This window comes from Prevotella sp. C0209C1, from assembly GCF_056583855.1.
The window spans coordinates 1-20166 of sequence record NZ_JBWPJP010000031.1 but is presented as its reverse complement, the minus strand read 5'-3'; the positions used below and the strand labels follow the sequence as shown (position 1 = coordinate 20166).

Sequence of the window (20166 nt, the reverse complement as noted above, 5' to 3'; positions counted from 1 at the left end):
TAGGTGTTTAATATATGCTAAAATAAACAACAAATCGCAAGCTGCCAAATATAATAATATATTATAGATATACTATATCCCTGCTAAATACTATTTTTATTCTACTACAACAGCTTCAGAGGCTACACTTTCTTTTTGCTTTAACAATTCATCTAAACTTTTATAAGTATAAGCAGCCTTATCTTTAATATATGTATTACGAAAACGCTCACGAAGATCAATTAGCTTACTAATAACCTCTTGGTATGATTCTGCATTTATACGAAGAGCAAGCTGTTGCGCACGCTCAGCATCAAATTCAAAATATTTCAATAGCATTGATTTAAACTGGCTACGCTGAGCTTCAGACATAGCTGCCAATTGCTCTGATACATTATTATTTGCCTTAAATATAGTAAAAATAAGCTCATCAGGCTCTCCTCCACGCTGACCATGATCATATTTCTTTTCATATTCAAAGTAACAATCACAATATCCCTTAGCTGCCATATCTTTAAGCTCTGCCATAGCAGGCTCAAGAACACGACGACAAAAATCAGAAAACTTCTTATAATTATCTTCTAAACGAAGCATCTTACGAAAGTCTATTGTTTTTATAACTGTACGCCCTTTATTAACCCATGACTCTATAAACATATAAATACGCTGAGTGTATTTATTCTTACAAGCAAAAACTATCTGCTTTCCTAAACGATGATAACCCAAATCTAAAGATACCAATCGCTCTGCAACTGCACGATTAAGTTTTAAAATAGCATACTTATTATATGAACGATCTTGAGGAATATAAACATCACAAAGGTTAGTATATTTGGTATATTTCCTACCTTCTGAAGTCTTATAAGGAATTTCTACAGGTAAAGACGCTAACATTTTTAAAGATGTGCGAAGCTCTGGATAATGATTTGGATCAACCCCTAATTCTTTAAAAGGCAATTTAATAGGCATACGTCCATCTTCATCTAATTCTTTTGTCTGAAACAGATCAAGCTGTGCACTCTGCTTATTATTTAAAATACCAAGCAAAATAGCTTGTAAATTTTCAACTATAGAAACAAGTATTCGCACCTGAATAAGCGAATAATCATAACGCATCATCGTTACTGCAATGGGCTGTATAAGCCATGTCTCATCCTTTATAGGAATAAGAGCATCTGAAATAGTACGTTTTATAGGTGCTTTTTTAGCTTTAGCACCTCTCTTTTTTGTTACTGGCTTCTTTGTAGATGTCTTGCCACTACTACTTGCGTCCTTTGTCTTTACCATGCTTTAAAAATAGCTTCAAGAGTACAAAGATAATATATTTTTATAATATTTACTATGGACACTTAAAAATAAAATTTACTTATATTACATTTAATATAAACGAGGACCAAAAATCTTTGTTCCTATACGCACCATCGTTGAATTACAGCTCACAGCAACATCATAATCTTGACTCATTCCCCATGAACGTTCCTTAAAAGATGCCTTATCCGAAAAATATTTCTTTTTTATTTCATCAAAAAATATAGATGCAGATAACATTTCTTTTCGTACCTGTTCCTTATCTGATACATTAGAAGCCATCATCATCAGGCCTGAAATACATACATGAGACATGTTTCTCCATTCGCCACTATCAATAAAAGCTCTACAATCCTCAAAAGAAAAACCATATTTACTTTCTTCTTTTGCTATATGAAGCTCTAACAAAACCTTTATTACACGATTATACTTAGATGCTTGCTTTTCTATTTCACGAAGAAGTTTAACCGAATCGACAGCTTCTATCATTGATATATAAGGTACTATATATTTTACCTTATTAGTTTGCAAATGACCTATAAAATGCCACTCTATATCCTTAGGCAAAGACGTTACTTTTTTAGATAGCTCCTGCACTAAGCTTTCTCCAAAAGCGCGTTGTCCTTCAGCGTATGCTGCCTCTATATATTCTATAGGATGATACTTACTTACAGCTATGAGTTTAACACCATTAGGCAGTTTCCTTAGTACGCTATGTAAATTGTTTACTACATCATACATACTTCTCTTTCTAAAAATAGTGTTATTCGTTAAATTACGATTCTGATATGTTACTTATATTCTGATGCTCAAAAACATCTATAATCTTAGTTTCTGTAATTGATACTATAGAATAGTCTGATAACCCTCCGTTCATAACATCTTCTACATTCTTCACTGCGCCATTAACACTTCCTGCTTGAACAAGACGTGTAGAAATAATACGTTTCTCTTTTTCTGTTTTTTCATCAAGCGTTATAAATGCTATCTTTGCTTTAAACCATTTATCCGCATTATCACTATCGCAAAAAAACACTTCACTGTAAACAGCTGGGGTAATTGCTTTTATCTCAAACTCACCACTGATATAATGAGACATTTCCTTTGTTATTTCAGCTTCTGCTTCAGAAAATGTATAAGCATCTACCACATACTGTTCTATTACTTTCTTATTTTGACCATCTTCCATAGTCTTATCATATCTCACTCTTATCTCAAACCATTTCGCTGTTCTTATCCTCATTATTTTATTTCTTTTGTTCAGTTATTCAGAAAATTATCTATCTCTAATAATATAGATAACTATGCAAAAGTAGTAAAAATATTATAAACTTTCAATATATAAGTGCAATGTTTTATATATAGAGAAAAACAATACTTAAATATTTACTGACATAACTTATTAAAGAATAAATCTTAAAAAACAAATTATTAAAACGTTAAAGAATACTTGTAAAAGAACAACTTCCTTTTTCTAAAGAAAACAAACTGAAGTCCCAAAACTTTAAATATTTTATATACCATAGATAAAAGCTCTTCATAATATATTACTAATTTAACGTGAGTTCGACGAATTCTCGTTATGTTAATAGCATCTTGAACATGAACGATAGCCTTCACTTCGTGCAGAACTTAAAGATGTGCGAGAGTAGTTTCCACGCCACAATGCAGGACAAGATGTTCGTGAATGGTAACAAGAACCTGTAGGAGTGATGTATACAACCTGACCTACCTTAACAGAGCGGGTAGTTCTTTTCTTATGGACACTTGGCTTACGGGCTTTCGAACGCTTACAAGCTTTCCTCCCCTTATACTTCATTTGCGTCTGCAAACTAATGTTTTCTGTGCGGGTTGTAGATGTCGTTTCATACGTAAAACTACTTGTGCCTATTAGTGTTGCCACGAAGAGAAGAACAGAAAATAGATGTCTCATAATTTTGTTTATATTTGTTATTAATAACGTGAGTTTGATGAATTATAAGTGTCTATAAATTTGGTGATTAGCGAAATTTGTTGTAATTTTAAGGTGTTGATATATAGAATTACAAACAAAAATCGCTATGATTACCGAAGACAAAATTACTGAAATATTTTGTATGGCAGACGACTTCTGCAAGTTTTTTGATGCTATGACAGCAAAATATACGCTAAAACCTATTGGAAAAAGAAAATATCATCGAGATTCCACGATATCAAAGGCAGAAGTCATGCTGATAATGATTCTTTTTCACGACTCTGGTTATCGCTGCTTTAAACATTTCTATCTTGAAAAAGTATGTAAGCATCTTCGCCATCTATTTCCAAAAGTTGTTTCTTATAACCGTATAGTAGAATTGGAAAGGGAGGTAGCCGTCCCCTTAACCTTGTTTATCAAGAAGGTTCTGCTGGGCAAATGCACGGGCATAAGTTTTGTTGACAGCACACCACTGCGTGTCTGCAAGAACCAAAGAATACATATTCACAAGGTTTTCAAAGGTATAGCCCAAAAAGGAAAATGCTCTATGGGTTGGTTCTTCGGTTTCAAATTGCATTTGATTTGCAATGAGAAAGGAGAGCTTCTCAATTTTATGATAACACCGGGAGATATTGATGACCGTAAGCCTTTGGAATACAAAGCTTTTGTAGATTTCATATATGGCAAGCTGGTCGGCGACAAGGGGTACATCAGCAAAAATCTCTTCCAAAGGTTGTTTGTGGATGGAATACAACTTATTACCAAGCTGAAAAGCAACATAAAAGGAGCTTTGATGAGTGTTGCTGACAGACTCTTACTCAGAAAAAGAGCCATTATAGAAACTGTGAATGATGAGCTTAAGAATATTGCGCAGGCGGAGCACTCCAGACATAGATGCTTTGACAATTTCATTGTCAATTTATTGGGTGCTATTGCTGCCTATTGTCTGTTCCCAAAGAAGCCGTGTATCAATGTACAAAGGACTATTGACACACAGCTTGCTCTGTTCTAAATTCGTCGAACTCACGTTAATTTAGCATTCGCTATCAAACTCTATATATCTTTCCTTTTTATTATATTCTACACTTTTATTGCACATCTTTTTTTGCTTTGTGCAAAAAATACACTACCTTTGCACGAAAACAATAATTTTGCATAATAATTTTATTAAATATTTTATCAAAAGAGTAAATCCCTCTCAGAATATTAATTAGCTTTGTTCTGACATAAGGTAAAACTCTGCATAATTAACCCTAATGCATATATTATAATGGAGAATATTCCAAGTTTTAACGAGCTAATAGAAAAGGCTATAATTGATCATTGGGATCTTGATGCTCTTACAGATTATAAAGGAAAAACCTTACGCTATCACGATGTAGCAAGAAAAATAGAAAAGCTTCATATTATGTTTGAAGCAAGTGGCATACAAAAAGGTGATAAGATTGCTCTATGTGGGCGTAATTCTGCAGCTTGGGCTTCAGCTTTTCTTGCCATACTTACTTATGGTGCAGTAGCTGTTCCTATTCTCCATGAGTTTACTCCAGATCAAATACATCATATAGTAAACCATTCCGAAGCAAAACTTCTCTTTGTTGGCGACGTTGTTGCAACTCAAATCGATGCTGTACAAATGCCAAGTTTAGAAGGTGTTATCTATATTCCTGACTACTCTATCGTTATAAGCAGAACAGATAAGCTCACTTACGCACGTGAACACCTTAATGAAATGTTTGGTAATAAGTATCCTAAATATTTTCGTTCAGAACACATACATTATTATAAGGAACAAAGTCCTGAAGAGTTAGCTTTGATTAATTATACTAGCGGAACAACAGGCCACTCTAAAGGGGTAATGCTACCTTATCGTGCTTTATGGAGTAATACTGATTTTGCTAAACATGTAATGAACAATCATGTTACAACTGGTGATAACATTATTAGTATATTACCTTTAGCTCATATGTATGGTATGTCTTTTGAGTTTCTTTTTGAATTTCTATCAGGTGTACATGTCTTTTTCCTTACTCGCATGCCTTCACCTGCAATTATCTCTCAAGCCCTACATGATATAAAGCCCATTATAATGATTGCAGTACCTCTTGTCATTGAGAAGATCATACGCAAAAAGGTCTTCCCTAAAATACAAAACACTAAAATGCAATTTTTATTAAAGCTACCTTTGCTTAGTAAGAAAGTAAAAGAAAAAATACGTGAAGAAGTATATAATGCCTTTGGTGGTAATCTTTATGAAATCATAATAGGTGGTGCTGCTATAAGTAAAGAAGTAGAAGACTTTTTACACCAAATTAATTTTCCTTATACCGTAGGTTATGGCGCTACAGAATGTGCACCTATTATATGTTATCGTGATTGGAAAACTTTTGTAAAAGGTTCTTGTGGACAAGCTGCTTACCATCAGCAAGTAAGAATAGATAGCTCTGATCCTGAAAATATAGCTGGTGAAATACTTACAAAGGGTCCTAACGTTATGTTAGGTTATTATAAAAACGAAGAAGCTACTGCACAAACTTTGGATAAAAATGGCTGGTACCATTCTGGTGATTTAGGAACAATGGATGCCGATGGAAATGTATTTATTCGTGGACGTTCTAAAAATATGCTTTTAGGTAGTAATGGTCAGAATATATATCCTGAAGAAATAGAAGATACTCTTAGTTCCCTCTACCTCGTTTCAGAATGCTTAATAGTACAACGTGATCAAAAATTAATCGGATTAATATATCCCGACTATGAAGAGGCTGCCAACTTAGGCTTAACAAAAGAAGATATCAACAAACAAATGGAAGAAAACAAAGTACAACTTAACTCGCTAATGCCAGCTTACTGTAAAGTTGCCGAATTAGAAATACGCGAAGAAGAATTTCAAAAAACGCCAAAGAAATCTATTAAACGCTACTTGTATAAATAAATATACTCTTTAGAATATAAATATAATTAAAATTCTACTAATGGTCTTTACAAATAAGACTATTAGTAGGGTTTCTTATTTTAAATTACTTTTTTTACATCAATCTGCTATATCCACAAGCTACTCTACTAATAACCTTTCTTTCCTATATTTAAAATATCTCTGATTATATCTATAACCATCAACAATATTTTAATAGACAAATATTTATAGAAAAGAACTCCAAAACATAATATAGCAAATTTAAACAGGTTATAACCTTTTTATACATGACTATAATATTATAATTATAGTATATATATTTATATGTTTAAAGACACACTAACCATAACAAAAACCCACCAAACCTATCGGCCTGGTGGGTTATCCTTTTCGTTCGCCTACTAAAATTACTTAGCAGTATCAGCAGCTGTTGTATCTGCAGCAGCAGCAGTAGAATCAGCATGAGTAGAATCAACCTGAGTAGTATCTGTCTTTGTAGAATCAGCATTAGCTGCTGGTTTAGCGTTACCACCACAAGATGCGAAAGAGATAGCTGCGATAGCTACGAACATTAATACTAATTTCTTCATTTTTCTTTGCTTTTTAAATTCTGTAAAACAATCATTTATTTATTAAAACTGATGCAAAGTTATATATTATTTTGATACTCCAAAAATATTTTAATGGTTTTTTTTACATCTATTCTGTAACTTTTTCATAATGCATTGATACATAGAGATATACAATTAGCAAATAAATGTTAAACATTTCTTCTTCTCATTATTGTTCTGAAAATATCTTTCCAAACTATTTGTTTTTGCTCCATCTATACGATATATTAAGATTAAAAGTATAACTTTAAAATTATCTATTATTGTTATCTCCACTTTTTTCTACTACCTTTGCAGACAATTATGATTGATACAGCAGCTTTTCAAGGCAAAACAGCCAAATTTTATACATTAGGGTGCAAACTCAACTTCTCTGAAACAAGTACCTTTGCACGCACATTATACAACATGGGCGTGCGTGAGGCTAAAAAAAACGATATTGCAGATATTGTTTTAATAAACACCTGTTCTGTTACAGACGTTGCAGACCATAAGTGTAGGCAAATTATTAACCGAATGGTTCGTCAAAATCCTGGAGCTTTTGTTATAGTCACTGGCTGTTATGCACAATTAGAAAGCCAAACTATAGCCAATATAATAGGTGTAGATCTTGTTTTAGGAAGCAATGAAAAAGCCAACTTAATACAATATCTCAGTAATGCATGGAATAATATAGAAGAAAAAACTCCTATAGATAATACACAGAAAAAAACATATCATGCTGTTAAAACAAAAGATATTACGAGCTTCCAAGATAGTTGCTCACGTGGCAATCGCACTCGCTATTTTTTAAAGGTACAAGACGGATGCAACTATTTCTGTACTTATTGTACCATACCTTATGCACGTGGTTTTTCGCGTAACCCTCCTATAAAATCACTTGTAAAACAAGCCGAAGAAGCTGTGGCAGAAGGAGGACGAGAAATTGTACTAACAGGAGTAAACATAGGAGACTTCGGAAGAACTACTAACGAGTCTTTTTTAGATCTTGTAAAAGCATTAGACAACGTAAAAGGCATAGAGCGTTATCGTATAAGCTCTTTAGAACCAGACTTAATAGATGATGACTTAATAGAATATTGTGCTACATCTGAACACTTTATGCCCCATTTCCACATACCCCTACAAAGTGGTTCTGATGAAGTTTTAAAACTTATGCACCGCCATTATAACCGTGCATTATTTGCAGATAAGATACTTTTAATTAAGGAACGTATGCCTAATGCTTTTATTGGTGTAGATGTCATGGTTGGGTGCCGTGGTGAAAAACCTGAATTTTTCGAAGATAGCTACAATTTTATAGACTCACTTCCTATTACACAACTACATGTCTTCCCATATTCAGAACGTCCTGGTACCAGTGCTTTATCTATACCATATATTGTAGATCCAAGGGAAAAGAAGCATAGGGCTAATCGCCTTTTAAAACTATCTGATCTTAAAACACAAACTTTCTATGCTAAATACATTGGAAAAGAAGCTAATGTTCTCTTTGAAAAAGCTGCAAGAGGTAAATCTATGCACGGATTTACAGATAACTATATCCGGGTAGAACTATCTCCTACAGAAGCTAAAGAAGAGTATGATAATAATATAATAAAAACTCAATTAGGCAATTTCAATTTTGATAAAACGGCACTTAAAGCAAAAATTATACTATGAAACGAATAGCAGTAATAATCCTTAACTGGAATGGAGAAGAAATGCTTAAAAAGTATTTTCCATCTGTGATAAAATATTCATGCGAAGAAGCCGAAGTGATAATAGCAGATAATGCTTCTACTGACAATTCTTTAAAGTGGCTTAATCAGCACTATCCACATATTAGAATCATCAGACTTGAACAAAACTACGGCTTTGCTGAAGGGTATAATAAAGCCTTAGAACAAATAAAAGATGTTGATTATTATGTATTACTCAATAGTGATGTAGAAGTTACGCACCATTGGCTGACACCATTATTTGAAGCAATGGACGCTTACAAAGATATAGCAGCTTGCCAGCCTAAACTGCTGTCGTACCTTAATAAAGATTCTTTCGAATATGCTGGAGCATGTGGAGGATTCTTAGATAAATATGGATACCCCTATTGTAGAGGGAGAATATTTAACACCATAGAAGATGATAATGGGCAATACGATAATGCACAACAAATACTTTGGACTACAGGAGCATGCATGATGATACGAAGAGAAGATTATTGGCAGGCTGGAGGATTAGACGGAAGATTCTTTGCACATAATGAAGAAATAGATCTCTGCTGGCGATTACACAATATGGGTAAAAAACTATATTGTTTCCCAGAGAGTATAGTATATCATTTAGGGGGTGGAACTTTACCAAAATCAAATCCTAAAAAAACTTTTCTCAATTTTCGTAATAATCTTACAATGTTATGGAAAAACCTTCCTGAAAAAGATCTCAAAAATGTTATGCGTATGCGGTTAATTTTAGATTATATTGCTGCTTTTCAATCCCTTATACTAAAACGTAATTGGAAAGAATTTAAAGCTATTATAGATGGACGTAAAGCCTTTAAAAAATGGCGTAACGAATTTACACGAACAAAAACTAAACAAACAAGAACATTAAAAGAAAACAGATTAGAAGGACAAGATAACAAGTCTTTATCTAACTTACTTCCTGATGGGAGAACTAACATTTTCCTACTTAAAGCATACTATCTTGATAAATGTAAAAAATTTTGCGACCTTTAAAAAGTATTACAACAATTTACATGAAGGAGAAATGAAAAAACTTTTAAATAAATAAAACTATATTATATTTTTAAATAGCAAAAAATAAATTTTATTTTTTGCTATCAAAGAATGTGTTATATAAAGCAACTATCCATACTGAAATTACAAAAGGTGCTGTAAGAGTAATAAAACCTAATTTTAAACCTACAAATTGAATTACAAGAGATAATATAAATCCTACTAAAACCTTAATATATATATGAGTCTTTGTATTAAGAATATTAGCAATAGCTAAAACAGTTAAAACAACGTTATAACCATACATACCATTATTTATAGAATGAGTTTCCACAAAAGGAAGCCAACAAACTATTAAAGATAATAAACCTGCTAAGAAAAATTCTATTGCCATTTTACGTGAATTTACTAATATTGCAAGAAAAAATAGTAAGCCTGTAAAAAGACTTTTACCTTGAAGCATTATCTGACCAAAATTTAAAGACAAAGCTTGAAGTAATAATAACGGTTCTTTTGATATATTTTGTTCTATTGTAGATTGCTGTAAAATAGGGAAAGCATAACTTATAAGCAACATTAACCATGTAATTATTACAAAAGGTGCTGTAAGAGTGGGTAGCTTTTTTTGCTTTTCAAAAACATATACAATGAAAGTTGTAACAATAGAAGCAATTATCATTAGCAAAACAGACCAAATATTAATAGACATAAAACATGGAACAGCTATACCAATAAGAGTTCCATTAAAACCATAAAGACCATTTTTTATATTATTAGAATTATAATTAAGAAATATTGCTGTTAATGTACTTATAATAGTACCCAATAATGCAAATAAACACATTAATATAGAGTTACAACCTATACCTACTAACATTAATATTCCTGAAAGTATATTATTCTGGAACATTACTTGCCCTACTCCACGAAATATGGCACTTATAACGTCATTTAATCTCATTTCTTTTTCTTAAACTAAAAAATCCAACCCCTATTTCCCTTATATTTTGTTTATATATCTATACTTTGGAAGAATTTCATATTATCTAAATCTTTTTATCTTTTATAAAATATTCTTATTGCTTTATAAGTGTTATTCCTATATTGGAAACACCCTGTAGTACATCTTCATTCATATTGTGATTAATAGTAATATGTATAGAATCATTACGTTTCAGATAAAAAGACTTTATATATGAACGGATAGTATTGTTACTAATATTCTCATGACCAATTATTTGCCCCTTTTTATTAACAATCTTACACCTTATAATATTACAATTACTATAACGAATAGTTCTTTTTCTTCCTTTAACAGAAATTATTTGCTCATTAACTATGACGCTAAGATTACGATAGGGAAAGTTTTTTGCCGTTCTTATTCCTAGAAAAAGCAAATATCTACCTTCCCATTGACGTGGAACATCAAAAGTCAAAGTATCTTTACGATTCCAACCTTGTAAGGAAACATTTTGATATTTATCGTATATGCGTGGGTCATTACATGAAATAGCGTTTATAATAAAAGCTATAAACGCTATAAAACATAATAAGTTACAACCCTTAAATTTCATTTTTAGTTTCTTGTTTTGAAGAATTGGTATTATACTTTCGTTGTCCTTGACGCTGACGATTATTATATGACTGTTTTTTATTTTGTCGTTCTGTACTTTGTTGCTGCTTACTATTTTCTTGCTTTTTAGTAATACTATTTAATTGTTCCTCTTTACTATAGCTTTGCTGAGAATTGTTTATTCGTCTTTTTTTCTTAGCTCTGTCGAATCGGCTTATATCAGCATTCGCTAATAAATCGGCAGAAAGTTTTTTAGGCTTTGCCTTACTATTCTCTTGTAAAGAAAGAGGTTTTTCTCCACGGCGATTTAGCTCTATAATTTCTTTAGCACGCTCTGCACTTATTGATTCTATATTAGCTGGGAAATTTTTATCTGTAGAATAGGAACATTGACCACTTAGAATATCTGTCTTAAAAAGATAGAAGTCAGCATCTATTGTCTGTAACACAACCTCTTTGCTTGGTAGTTTACGTGCAGCTTCCATATAAGTATCTACTTCATAGTTAAGACAACATTTTAGTTTAGCACACATACCTGCTAACTTGGTGGGGTTTGGAGATATATCTTGAAAGCGTGCGGCAGTGGTAGAAACGCTTGAAAAGTTTTTCATCCATGTAGCACAACAAAGTTCTCTTCCACAAGGTCCAGTGCCACCAATACGTCCTGCTTCCTGACGAGCACCTATTTGCTTCATTTCTATTCTCACATGAAAAGTCGCTGCTAAGTCTTTTATTAACTGTCTGAAATCTACTCGTTCATCAGCAATATAATAAAAAATAGCTTTATTTCCATCGCCTTGGTATTCTACATCACCTATTTTCATTTTTAGACCTAAGCTTTTTGCTATTTGTCTACTTTTTATCATTGTATTATGCTCACGACTTTTTGCTTCGTGATATTTTTCCATATCTACATCTTTTGCTATACGATATATGCGTTTGATGTCTTCGGGCGATTTGATGTTAGAATTTTTCTTTATTTGTAACGTTACAAGTCTACCTGTTAGAGTAACCACTCCTATATCATGACCAGGATTAGCCTCTACAGCAACAATATCTCCTTTCTTCAGATCTAATCGATTAATATTGTGATAATATCCTTTTCGTGTATTTTTAAATTGTATTTCTACAAGGTCAGTGCTAAAGCTATTGCCAGGGACATCAGCTAACCAGTCATATGTGTTCAGCTGTTTGTTTTGGCGCCCACATCCAGCATTACTAAGCCCTCTTGCGCAGCCATGCCAAACCTTAAATTTCATATTATTATAGTCCATTGAAAACTTTCTTATTTAATATATATATATGCTTATAAACATGTATTTGTTATTTCTTTAATATGAGTAATATCATCTTTAATGCTAAATCGTAAAAAACTATTTTTGCATTTGCATTCTGACGAATATCCCTATATGCTAATTCTAACAATTCATTTATTTCTATTATATTTGCTTCATTAATAAAGCGAGAAAAATTCTTTGCAAAATTCTCCTCTTCCATAGTCAGATATATTAACTCTGGTTGAGAAAAATTATACATAAAATTTTCTCGTATTTGCTGCATGAAATAGTATAACATACGGCGTTGTTTCTCTCTACCGTACATACTTATATTGTCTGACCAAGTCTTTAGCTCTTTTAAGTTACGTAGATATGCAAGGCGCATTAATACTTGAAACTGTTTAAGAAACTCTTTATTTTCATTATCTGTATTTATAGTTTCTAAAGCTTTAAGCCAGCTACCATTAGCAAGGTGTGCTATACGGCGTGCCATATCTTTATCTATACCGCGTTGTTCTATAAGAGAGTGCTCTATAGTAGCATCATCAATACGTTTAATATCAATACGTTGCGTTCGGCTGCGTATAGTTTCAAGGATTTGGTCTGGCTCTTCACTTACTAAAAGAAAGATAGTACCCAAAGGAGGCTCTTCTAAAAGTTTTAGCATTTTATTAGCCGATGTTTGGTTCATGCGTTCAGGTAACCATATAATAGACACTTTAAATCCTCCTTGACTCGATTTAAGTGATAATTTACGTGTCAGTTCATCTGCCTCAGCACCTGTTATAATTGCCTGTTGGTTAGTGGCTTTCATGTGATCCATCCATTGCTGTATAGTAAAATAAGAACCTTGTAGAATCATTTTTCGCCATTCTTTTATGTAATCATAACTTATTGGTTGATGTTCAGCTCCCATAGAAGCATCTTTTATTGTAGGATAAGTAAAGTGAAGGTCAGGGTGTTCCCACTTACGAAGCATAGCTTCTATATGTGCATCAGCATTTAATATTGTATTGCCTTTTTGCATTCCTTCAGATAGAAGGTAGCAAGCAAAATCCATAGCAAGCGCCATTTTGCCTACCCCCTTTTCTCCGCAAAATAGTATTGCATGCGGCACACGATTCTCCTTTACAAGTGTTTTTAATCGTTGTATAGCATCTATTTGCCCTATAACCCTTTTAAAATTTGCCATAATAACCGCTTTTCTTATCTACAATATTAAAGAGTACAAAGATAAGAAATAAATGCGAGATATAAGAGTAGGTAAGATTATAGTTTATCCTATTATATGTTTTATTATAATGTAAATAATATTATTAATCTCGCTTAAAGATATCCCTTGTATATACTTTTTCTTTAATATCATCAAGACAGCTATCATAACGATTAGCTATAATAGCATGTGAAAGCTGTTTAAATTTATCAAGATTGTTAACTATCTTACTACCAAAAAAGGTTGTATTATCTTTTAGAGTTGGTTCATATATAATAACTTGAGCTCCTTTAGCTTTTATGCGTTTCATAACACCTTGTATTGAGCTTTGCCTAAAATTATCGCTATTTGATTTCATTGTAAGTCGATAAACCCCTATAACACATTCTTTTTCACTTTTAGGATTATAATCACCACAATCATTATAGTCATAATATCCTGCAGTATGTAGTACCTGATTGGCAATAAAATCTTTGCGAGTACGATTACTTTCTACTATTGCTTGTATTAAGTTTTCTGGAACATTTTCATAGTTTGCTAACAGCTGCTTTGTATCTTTAGGTAAGCAATAGCCACCGTAACCGAATGAAGGGTTATTATAAAATGCTCCTATACGAGGATCTAAGCATACCCCTTGTATTATATTAGCTGTATCTAATCCTTTTACTTCTGCATAAGTATCTAATTCGTTAAAATAACTTATACGTAAGGCTAAATAAGTATTAGCAAAAAGTTTTACGGCTTCTGCCTCTGTAAGATTCATAAAAAGAGTAGGAATATTTTCTTTTATAGCACCTTGTTGTAAAAGATGAGCAAAAAGATGAGCATTTTTATCTAATTCCTCATTATTTTCTGGACGCCCAATAATAATCCTACTGGGATAAAGATTGTCATATAGAGCCTTACTTTCGCGTAGAAATTCTGGTGCAAAAATAATTTTATCACTTTTATATTTTTGTCGAACACTCTCTGTATACCCCACAGGAATAGTAGATTTTATTATCATAATAGCCTGTGGATTAACCTCAGTAACAAGTCTTATTACTTCTTCCACATGTTGTGTGTCGAAATAGTTGCGTACAGGATCATAATTAGTAGGTGTTGCTATAATTACAAAATGAGCGTCTTTATAAGCTTCTTTCCCATTAGTTGTAGCTTTAAGGTTAAGCGATTTGTTTTTTAGATAATCTTCAATATAATCATCTTGAATAGGTGAAATGCCATTGTTTATCATTCTTACCTTCTCTTCCATGATATCAACAGTAACCACTTCGTTGTGTTGGCTAAGCAAAGTAGCAATACTTAGTCCTACATAACCTGACCCGGCAACGGCTATTTTATAATTGTTATTTATGCTCATTACAATCTGTTAGTTGTTTTATAGATAGTAGCAAAGGTAAGTATTTTTTTTTTCATAGTAGCTTATTGCCTTTTTTTATCTTTTATATTAAATAAGTATCCTATCTTTTTACTTTCTTTATCTATATAAAACTCTAAGAAGAATAAAAAATGAAGCATTAATATAAAAGGCTCATCTTCATAAAACAAAATTAATTATTTTTACTAATATCAACTAATATTTTTTATTATATACCCATTTCACTTTAATCTTTTATTAACATGAAACAAACTTCTCTTTATTAAAATCGTAATAGCACCACTTATTATTTCTCTTAGAATAAAATTTATTATCTAATATATTTTTCTTCATAATTAGCCTTGTCTCAGGGACAGCTACTGTATTAGGCTCAATATCTGTAACAACAACAGCATTAGCCCCTATTCTGCAATTATCTCCTATCTTAATATTGCCTATTATCTTTGCTCCTGCCCCTATATAAACATTATTACCTATAGTAGGAGAACCAAATTTAGGATGCTCTTTTATAGTATTACTACCAATAGTAACTTGCTGAAATATTATACAATTCTTACCTATTTTAGCTCCATTTGAAATAAAAACACCTGTAAAACCATGAGGAAAGAAAGGTATACTGTCCATAACACATTCATGTCCTATCCAGCTACCATATTTAGAAAAAGTAGTATCGTAAATGGCAAGTAGCCTTTTACCCCCTGTTTTAGGATAGTTTAACCTAAGATGCTCTTTAAGTTGCCAAATATTATTAAACTTTATCTTAACATATATCTTAAACACAATATTAACAATAGTGTTATAACCGTAGCTAATTATCTTAATTAATATGTTATATATGCTCATCATTACTTTAGTTTTACGTTTGTTAGATCTATAGCTTTAGCAAACTCTCTCTGTGCTTCTTCCGTAAAATAATAATGTGATGCTGCAGCAGATGTAAAGGTTAATTCTCCAAAATATGGTTTATTGTTTATTATATAAAAGTCTACTCTCACTTGTGGAAAACCATCAGACAAATCTTTTGCTATATCAAGCATCTTCTCTAAGCATTTGGGACGAGGAATATCCTTATATTTTGCACTTTTATCAGTAAGCAAATCACGCCTATGCTGCCATGTGTCTTTAGTATATAAATCGACGGTTACTGAAGAATGTCCATTTTCTTTTTTCTTCCTATCATAACACAATAATACTATATAAGGCTTACCATTAAAGCACCACACCTTATAATCTACCAACGAAGACGATAAACCTTGTGTTGCTTGGTCCTCTAACAGCTCCTCTACTATAACTCGAGGCTTTATCTTTTTATAATGTGGCTCTACTACAATACCCCCCTATTGGTATTAACTTGGTTTTTAAGTAGTTAGCTATATTTTCCCAATTTTCCGCAGCCTTATCCTTTATCATTATGGTAGAGCCACAATCGTGTGTACATTTTATAACAAACTTCTTTGGTAAAATATTAAAGTCAATATCTTCCACTCTGTCCCACACGCCATAACACTTAGGTAATATCTCTTCATATCCTTTTTGGATAATATAATCTCTAACCTTATATTTATCTGCTAAGTCAGACCATACAGAGGTATCGCTCAAAGCTTCAAGCCACATTATTTTAGCATCGAGCGTTTGCGGATTTTCCCAGTTTAACGACTCCTTATGTGACGCTCTATACTTTAAAGAAAAAGCCTTTTTAAGATTCTTTTCCTGTAATTTTCTGAAATAATTAGAGCGAAACAGCTCTGCATAAAACTTATTTCTTATTATCTCTATAAGATATGAAAGATAACTTTTATTCATTTCTTCTTTACTTTTGGTTATACCTTGTCTTTTTCTACTGTTGTGTATATATTACAAATCTCATTTAGAGCATCTTTTACAGAAGAATGTTTTAATATCACTTCTCTATTATTCTTTTTCTCCTCCATAGATAAAGGCCTATTAATAGATTTTAATGTCAAATCGCTTTGAATAGAGAAAACTATCATTCCTATCGATTTAAAATATTTAAAGTTCACTGATGTTTCTGATAGAAAAACCTTACTTCCCTGCCACAGCATTTTATATATATTACCTAACGCTGCCTGCTGCTCATGTCCAAATATAGCATATCCACATTTTTCTAATAGCTTAAAATACTCTGTTTTTGGCATAAAGTCTCTAAGTGCAACTATATTATTATCTCCCCAATAGCTCTTAGCGTCATTTATCACATAGTCTATATACTTTCCATCACCCCCATAATTTAGAGGCAACAATATTTTACGTTCCGCTGTAGTGTTACATTTTAGTTTTGCTAATATATCAAGGTGATTATTTGGTAATCCTGCCGCATTCCCAACAAGTATATAAGAATCTAATTGCGGATAATGGTCTATGTTCTCATCAGTAAATGGATCTTTTCTATCAAAATAAGCAAATGGTAAATGTTTAGCTTTAAAATATGGTACACTATCTTTTATAAGCTTATATTCTATAGGTAGGCAACCAGAAAAATAATCTATACGCTCTATTGACTGTTTTATCCTCTTATTATATATTAAATCATAAATAAAAACCTTCAGATTTATAATTCTTTGCTTCTTATAGTTTTTATTCCAATACTTTTTTGTTAGAGGTTTCAATCTCTTTAGTCGTATAAATGGTCTAATCTCATTAGGGTACCTATATAAATCAAACCCCCAAGCTTTCCATAATATTTTTACATTGTTTTTTATTTTAGAGATATAGTCTATAGGTATAGAGTTAAGACTGTGTAATATAACTAAATCGAAATTACCATTATTAATATATTCTACACTTTCTCCCATAGGTATAACACGTATAAGCTCCTTATTCTTAATATAAGTAAAGTGATTATTGTTATTTTCAGCTATAAAGATATACTCCATATAGTGTTTACCTTTAGTATCTTCAAAAATATTTATTTCTTCATCTATAAATTTATCATCTACTATACAATGTAATATTCTCATTATTTTGCTATTATAAATTGTTTTATATATTCTATCTCATTATATCTAAATAGTATTGCGACACCTACATAACAGCCTATTCCAATAACTGTTCCTACTATTATTTGTAATATCACATTTTCTATAAAATAGACACAACCACTTGATACTATCAATAGTAATATAGAGCTTAAAATGATAGGTAACAAATCTTTTACTTGCCTTATAAATCCTATAGAAATAAGTTTACCAGTATAAAAAGTGTTTATAGTTAGTGCTATTATTGAGTTGATTACCAACCCTATGCACATAGCTTTTAGGCCCATAGAGAATGTTATTAAAATAATAATTACACCTAATATCTTTTTTATTATTTCTAACCGTAAAAACAGGTCAGACCTGCCTTTTACTTGCAGCAAATTAAGATTAATAGCATGTATAGGATGCCACATCAGCGCAACACATAATATTTGTAGATATATAACACAATTATCCCATTTATCTGTTAATAAAATATCTACTAATGGTCTGGCAATGGCAGCTAACAACATCATCAACGGGAAAATAATAAATGCTGACATCTTTAAAAGCTTTCGATAGTTAGTTTCAAGCCTTTCCATATCATCTTGTATTTCGCTCAACACTGGAAAAGTAACACGCTGCAACACACTTGTCAGATTAGAAGAAGGCAATGTTGCTAAACCTTGAGCTCTTGAGAAATATCCCAAGTCTGCAGGAGTAAACAGCTTACCAATAATAATAGGATAAATATTATTATATGTAGTATCTAATAACCCTGAAGCTAATAGCTTTGAACCATAACCAAAAAGATAATGAAACGATTCTTTAGAAAACCCATATCGTGGTCGCCACGTAGAAAACTTCCATAACAAAATCATTCTAACTAAAGCATTACTTATACCCTGCCATACTAAAGCCCAAACGCCAAACCCATTGTATGCCAATATTACACCTATAATACCAGACATTATCGTTGATGCAAGAGATATTTTAGCCTGTGTCTTAAAGTTGATCTGGATAGTAAGCAATGCTTGCTGTACTATACATAATGAGTTTAAAAACATAGTAACAGATTCTAATCTTATAATCATAGTCAGTATAGGCTGATTATAAAAATTAGCTATCCATGGTGCTGCGATAAAAAACACTATATATGCAAAAAGTCCTACTACTATATTAAAATAAAAACAAGTAGAAAGATCTTTTTCTGTTCTATTGTTTTTCCGTATAAGTGCATTTGCAAAGCCACTATCTACAAATGCTTGAGCCACTGCAAAAAATATAGTAATCATAGCTACTATACCATAATCACTGGGGCAAAGCAAACGCGCAAGAATAATAGAAAACACAAAACCTACACTCTGATTAGAAAAACGTTCTACCGTACTCCATATTAATCCGTTTTTTGTCTTCTGACGTAAATTATCTGACATATCCTTTTTTATATTGTGATGCTTTTACACACCATTGATTTACTTTGCCCTCGACTTGCACCTACTATACTTATATATATATTCCTAAGTAATGATTAAAAAATAACTTGGTACATTTTCAGGCCAAAGACATCGGCATTGAACAATGTATTCAATTCGATATTAGCAGTTCTCATATATTTTATTTAACCTCAAATCCGCAACTAAGCCCTTGAAGGTTCTTATTGCGTTTACACGTCCTCTCATTACTGAATTTGCAGATAATTTGAACTTGAAGCACCCACTTCTGCCTACAATATCCCCTTACCCCACAATGTGACTTGAGGCAATACACAATATCATTCCCATAAGTTGTAGGCACTATCCAAAATCAGTCTGGAAAACATCTGCGTAAGCATAATTACAGGTATAGATATTCAGCACATACCGCCTTGATGTCTTGATCCACTTGGCTGGTACAGAGATAAACCTGAAGACAAACGCTTTTATGCGACTTGTTACATTGAGTCCGAACTTCTTTACGTCAAGTCTTTGAATAATGGCCTTGTAAAAGTTACGGATAAGTGCTGTAAGAAGAAGGAACACTGTGTTCTCTGCCATGAAGGATTTGGGCAATCTGTCCCACCCGAAACCATTGTTCATATCATCGAAGATACGTTCCTTTTCTCCACGAGGGTTATAGAACTCGACAATTTCTCTTACGGAAGAATCATAGTCGTTAGTCAGGATACAACGGTATGTGTATTCTCCTTCCCAAAAATCCTGCACACCATCCATCCGTTTCTGTCTTTGAATCACAAGTCGATATGCCTTACCTTTCCACTTCTCAAC

At 32.2% G+C, this 20166-nt stretch carries 20 protein-coding genes and 1 pseudogene; 4 read left to right on the top strand and 17 right to left on the bottom strand.

The window, feature by feature from the left end; genetic code table 11:
• Nucleotides 1-96: 96 nt before the first annotated feature.
• From AC1DCD_RS08525 to AC1DCD_RS08510, 4 genes are all read right to left on the bottom strand, one after another.
• Nucleotides 97-1266 carry a replication initiation protein gene (locus tag AC1DCD_RS08525; RefSeq protein ID WP_008449865.1) on the bottom strand — a complete coding sequence of 390 codons (1170 nt, stop codon included), beginning with the start codon at nucleotides 1264-1266 and terminating at the stop codon, nucleotides 97-99.
• 90 nt (nucleotides 1267-1356) lie between these two features.
• Complete coding sequence (locus AC1DCD_RS08520) at nucleotides 1357-2028, bottom strand: YggS family pyridoxal phosphate-dependent enzyme (RefSeq protein WP_464641113.1); 672 nt, start codon at nucleotides 2026-2028, stop codon at nucleotides 1357-1359.
• Nucleotides 2029-2062: 34 nt separating this feature from the next.
• Nucleotides 2063-2530: a DUF4494 domain-containing protein gene (locus AC1DCD_RS08515; protein ID WP_464641115.1), complete on the bottom strand. Its 468-nt coding sequence runs from the start codon at nucleotides 2528-2530 to the stop codon at nucleotides 2063-2065.
• 342 nt (nucleotides 2531-2872) lie between these two features.
• Nucleotides 2873-3220 carry a hypothetical protein gene (locus AC1DCD_RS08510; protein WP_155362322.1) on the bottom strand — a complete coding sequence of 116 codons (348 nt, stop codon included), beginning with the start codon at nucleotides 3218-3220 and terminating at the stop codon, nucleotides 2873-2875.
• A gap of 127 nt (nucleotides 3221-3347) precedes the next feature.
• On the opposite strand from AC1DCD_RS08510, the gene AC1DCD_RS08505 reads away from it, so the two are divergent.
• Nucleotides 3348-4253 carry an IS982 family transposase gene (locus tag AC1DCD_RS08505; protein ID WP_464641117.1) on the top strand — a complete coding sequence of 302 codons (906 nt, stop codon included), beginning with the start codon at nucleotides 3348-3350 and terminating at the stop codon, nucleotides 4251-4253.
• 258 nt (nucleotides 4254-4511) lie between these two features.
• A complete protein-coding gene (locus tag AC1DCD_RS08500; RefSeq protein WP_008448904.1) occupies nucleotides 4512-6173 on the top strand; it encodes an AMP-binding protein in 1662 nt (553 codons plus the stop codon).
• 389 nt (nucleotides 6174-6562) lie between these two features.
• On the opposite strand, the gene AC1DCD_RS08495 is transcribed toward AC1DCD_RS08500, so the two are convergent.
• On the bottom strand, nucleotides 6563-6745 hold the full coding sequence (locus tag AC1DCD_RS08495) for a PG1828 family lipoprotein (RefSeq protein WP_464641119.1): 183 nt from the start codon (nucleotides 6743-6745) through the stop codon (nucleotides 6563-6565).
• Nucleotides 6746-7069: 324 nt separating this feature from the next.
• On the opposite strand from AC1DCD_RS08495, the gene mtaB reads away from it, so the two are divergent.
• Together mtaB and AC1DCD_RS08485 are read left to right on the top strand one after the other, a co-directional pair.
• Nucleotides 7070-8428, top strand: a complete 1359-nt coding sequence (gene mtaB, locus AC1DCD_RS08490; RefSeq protein ID WP_464641121.1) for a tRNA (N(6)-L-threonylcarbamoyladenosine(37)-C(2))-methylthiotransferase MtaB — start codon at nucleotides 7070-7072, stop codon at nucleotides 8426-8428.
• On the top strand, nucleotides 8425-9483 hold the full coding sequence (locus AC1DCD_RS08485) for a glycosyltransferase family 2 protein (RefSeq protein ID WP_008448906.1): 1059 nt from the start codon (nucleotides 8425-8427) through the stop codon (nucleotides 9481-9483). Before mtaB ends, AC1DCD_RS08485 begins: the two co-directional genes overlap by 4 nt.
• A 91-nt stretch (nucleotides 9484-9574) precedes the next feature.
• Here AC1DCD_RS08485 and AC1DCD_RS08480 read toward each other — a convergent pair whose 3' ends face one another.
• From AC1DCD_RS08480 to AC1DCD_RS08425, 12 genes and pseudogenes are all read right to left on the bottom strand, one after another.
• Nucleotides 9575-10444: an urea transporter gene (locus AC1DCD_RS08480; protein WP_464641123.1), complete on the bottom strand. Its 870-nt coding sequence runs from the start codon at nucleotides 10442-10444 to the stop codon at nucleotides 9575-9577.
• A 115-nt stretch (nucleotides 10445-10559) separates the two neighbouring features.
• Nucleotides 10560-11057 carry a gliding motility lipoprotein GldH gene (locus AC1DCD_RS08475; protein WP_464641125.1) on the bottom strand — a complete coding sequence of 166 codons (498 nt, stop codon included), beginning with the start codon at nucleotides 11055-11057 and terminating at the stop codon, nucleotides 10560-10562.
• Complete coding sequence (locus AC1DCD_RS08470; protein ID WP_464641127.1) at nucleotides 11047-12330, bottom strand: PSP1 domain-containing protein; 1284 nt, start codon at nucleotides 12328-12330, stop codon at nucleotides 11047-11049. Before AC1DCD_RS08470 ends, AC1DCD_RS08475 begins: the two co-directional genes overlap by 11 nt.
• A gap of 49 nt (nucleotides 12331-12379) precedes the next feature.
• Complete coding sequence (locus tag AC1DCD_RS08465) at nucleotides 12380-13525, bottom strand: DNA polymerase III subunit (protein ID WP_464641129.1); 1146 nt, start codon at nucleotides 13523-13525, stop codon at nucleotides 12380-12382.
• Nucleotides 13526-13649: 124 nt separating this feature from the next.
• Entirely contained in the window at nucleotides 13650-14906 is a 1257-nt protein-coding gene (locus tag AC1DCD_RS08460; RefSeq protein WP_464641131.1) for a nucleotide sugar dehydrogenase, read from the bottom strand.
• Between the two features lie 255 nt (nucleotides 14907-15161).
• On the bottom strand, nucleotides 15162-15770 hold the full coding sequence (locus AC1DCD_RS08455) for a serine acetyltransferase (RefSeq protein WP_464641133.1): 609 nt from the start codon (nucleotides 15768-15770) through the stop codon (nucleotides 15162-15164).
• Nucleotides 15770-16201, bottom strand: a complete 432-nt coding sequence (locus tag AC1DCD_RS08450; protein WP_464643471.1) for an ATP-grasp fold amidoligase family protein — start codon at nucleotides 16199-16201, stop codon at nucleotides 15770-15772. Before AC1DCD_RS08450 ends, AC1DCD_RS08455 begins: the two co-directional genes overlap by 1 nt.
• A gap of 31 nt (nucleotides 16202-16232) precedes the next feature.
• Nucleotides 16233-16727 carry an ATP-grasp fold amidoligase family protein gene (locus AC1DCD_RS08445; protein WP_464641135.1) on the bottom strand — a complete coding sequence of 165 codons (495 nt, stop codon included), beginning with the start codon at nucleotides 16725-16727 and terminating at the stop codon, nucleotides 16233-16235.
• 17 nt (nucleotides 16728-16744) lie between these two features.
• Nucleotides 16745-17902 (bottom strand): TDP-N-acetylfucosamine:lipid II N-acetylfucosaminyltransferase family protein, encoded by a 1158-nt coding sequence (locus tag AC1DCD_RS08440; protein ID WP_464641137.1) that lies wholly within the window; start codon nucleotides 17900-17902, stop codon nucleotides 16745-16747.
• Nucleotides 17902-19335, bottom strand: a complete 1434-nt coding sequence (locus AC1DCD_RS08435) for a lipopolysaccharide biosynthesis protein (RefSeq protein ID WP_464641139.1) — start codon at nucleotides 19333-19335, stop codon at nucleotides 17902-17904. The genes AC1DCD_RS08440 and AC1DCD_RS08435 overlap by 1 nt, the downstream gene beginning before the upstream one ends.
• Before the next feature lie 162 nt (nucleotides 19336-19497).
• A pseudogene (locus AC1DCD_RS08430) lies at nucleotides 19498-19683 on the bottom strand (hypothetical protein).
• Nucleotides 19684-19695: 12 nt separating this feature from the next.
• Nucleotides 19696-20166, bottom strand: a 471-nt coding sequence (locus tag AC1DCD_RS08425; RefSeq protein WP_464643499.1) for a transposase, incomplete at its 5' end; no start/stop codon positions are given.

Coding starts and splice junctions, on each gene's coding strand:
- AC1DCD_RS08525 (WP_008449865.1), bottom strand. CDS start 1,266: ATGGTAAAGACAAAGGACGCAAGTAGTAGTGGCAAGACATCTACAAAG.
- AC1DCD_RS08520 (WP_464641113.1), bottom strand. CDS start 2,028: ATGTATGATGTAGTAAACAATTTACATAGCGTACTAAGGAAACTGCCT.
- AC1DCD_RS08515 (WP_464641115.1), bottom strand. CDS start 2,530: ATGAGGATAAGAACAGCGAAATGGTTTGAGATAAGAGTGAGATATGAT.
- AC1DCD_RS08510 (WP_155362322.1), bottom strand. CDS start 3,220: ATGAGACATCTATTTTCTGTTCTTCTCTTCGTGGCAACACTAATAGGC.
- AC1DCD_RS08505 (WP_464641117.1), top strand. CDS start 3,348: ATGATTACCGAAGACAAAATTACTGAAATATTTTGTATGGCAGACGAC.
- AC1DCD_RS08500 (WP_008448904.1), top strand. CDS start 4,512: ATGGAGAATATTCCAAGTTTTAACGAGCTAATAGAAAAGGCTATAATT.
- AC1DCD_RS08495 (WP_464641119.1), bottom strand. CDS start 6,745: ATGAAGAAATTAGTATTAATGTTCGTAGCTATCGCAGCTATCTCTTTC.
- mtaB (WP_464641121.1), top strand. CDS start 7,070: ATGATTGATACAGCAGCTTTTCAAGGCAAAACAGCCAAATTTTATACA.
- AC1DCD_RS08485 (WP_008448906.1), top strand. CDS start 8,425: ATGAAACGAATAGCAGTAATAATCCTTAACTGGAATGGAGAAGAAATG.
- AC1DCD_RS08480 (WP_464641123.1), bottom strand. CDS start 10,444: ATGAGATTAAATGACGTTATAAGTGCCATATTTCGTGGAGTAGGGCAA.
- AC1DCD_RS08475 (WP_464641125.1), bottom strand. CDS start 11,057: ATGAAATTTAAGGGTTGTAACTTATTATGTTTTATAGCGTTTATAGCT.
- AC1DCD_RS08470 (WP_464641127.1), bottom strand. CDS start 12,330: ATGGACTATAATAATATGAAATTTAAGGTTTGGCATGGCTGCGCAAGA.
- AC1DCD_RS08465 (WP_464641129.1), bottom strand. CDS start 13,525: ATGGCAAATTTTAAAAGGGTTATAGGGCAAATAGATGCTATACAACGA.
- AC1DCD_RS08460 (WP_464641131.1), bottom strand. CDS start 14,906: ATGAGCATAAATAACAATTATAAAATAGCCGTTGCCGGGTCAGGTTAT.
- AC1DCD_RS08455 (WP_464641133.1), bottom strand. CDS start 15,770: ATGATGAGCATATATAACATATTAATTAAGATAATTAGCTACGGTTAT.
- AC1DCD_RS08445 (WP_464641135.1), bottom strand. CDS start 16,727: ATGAATAAAAGTTATCTTTCATATCTTATAGAGATAATAAGAAATAAG.
- AC1DCD_RS08440 (WP_464641137.1), bottom strand. CDS start 17,902: ATGAGAATATTACATTGTATAGTAGATGATAAATTTATAGATGAAGAA.
- AC1DCD_RS08435 (WP_464641139.1), bottom strand. CDS start 19,335: ATGTCAGATAATTTACGTCAGAAGACAAAAAACGGATTAATATGGAGT.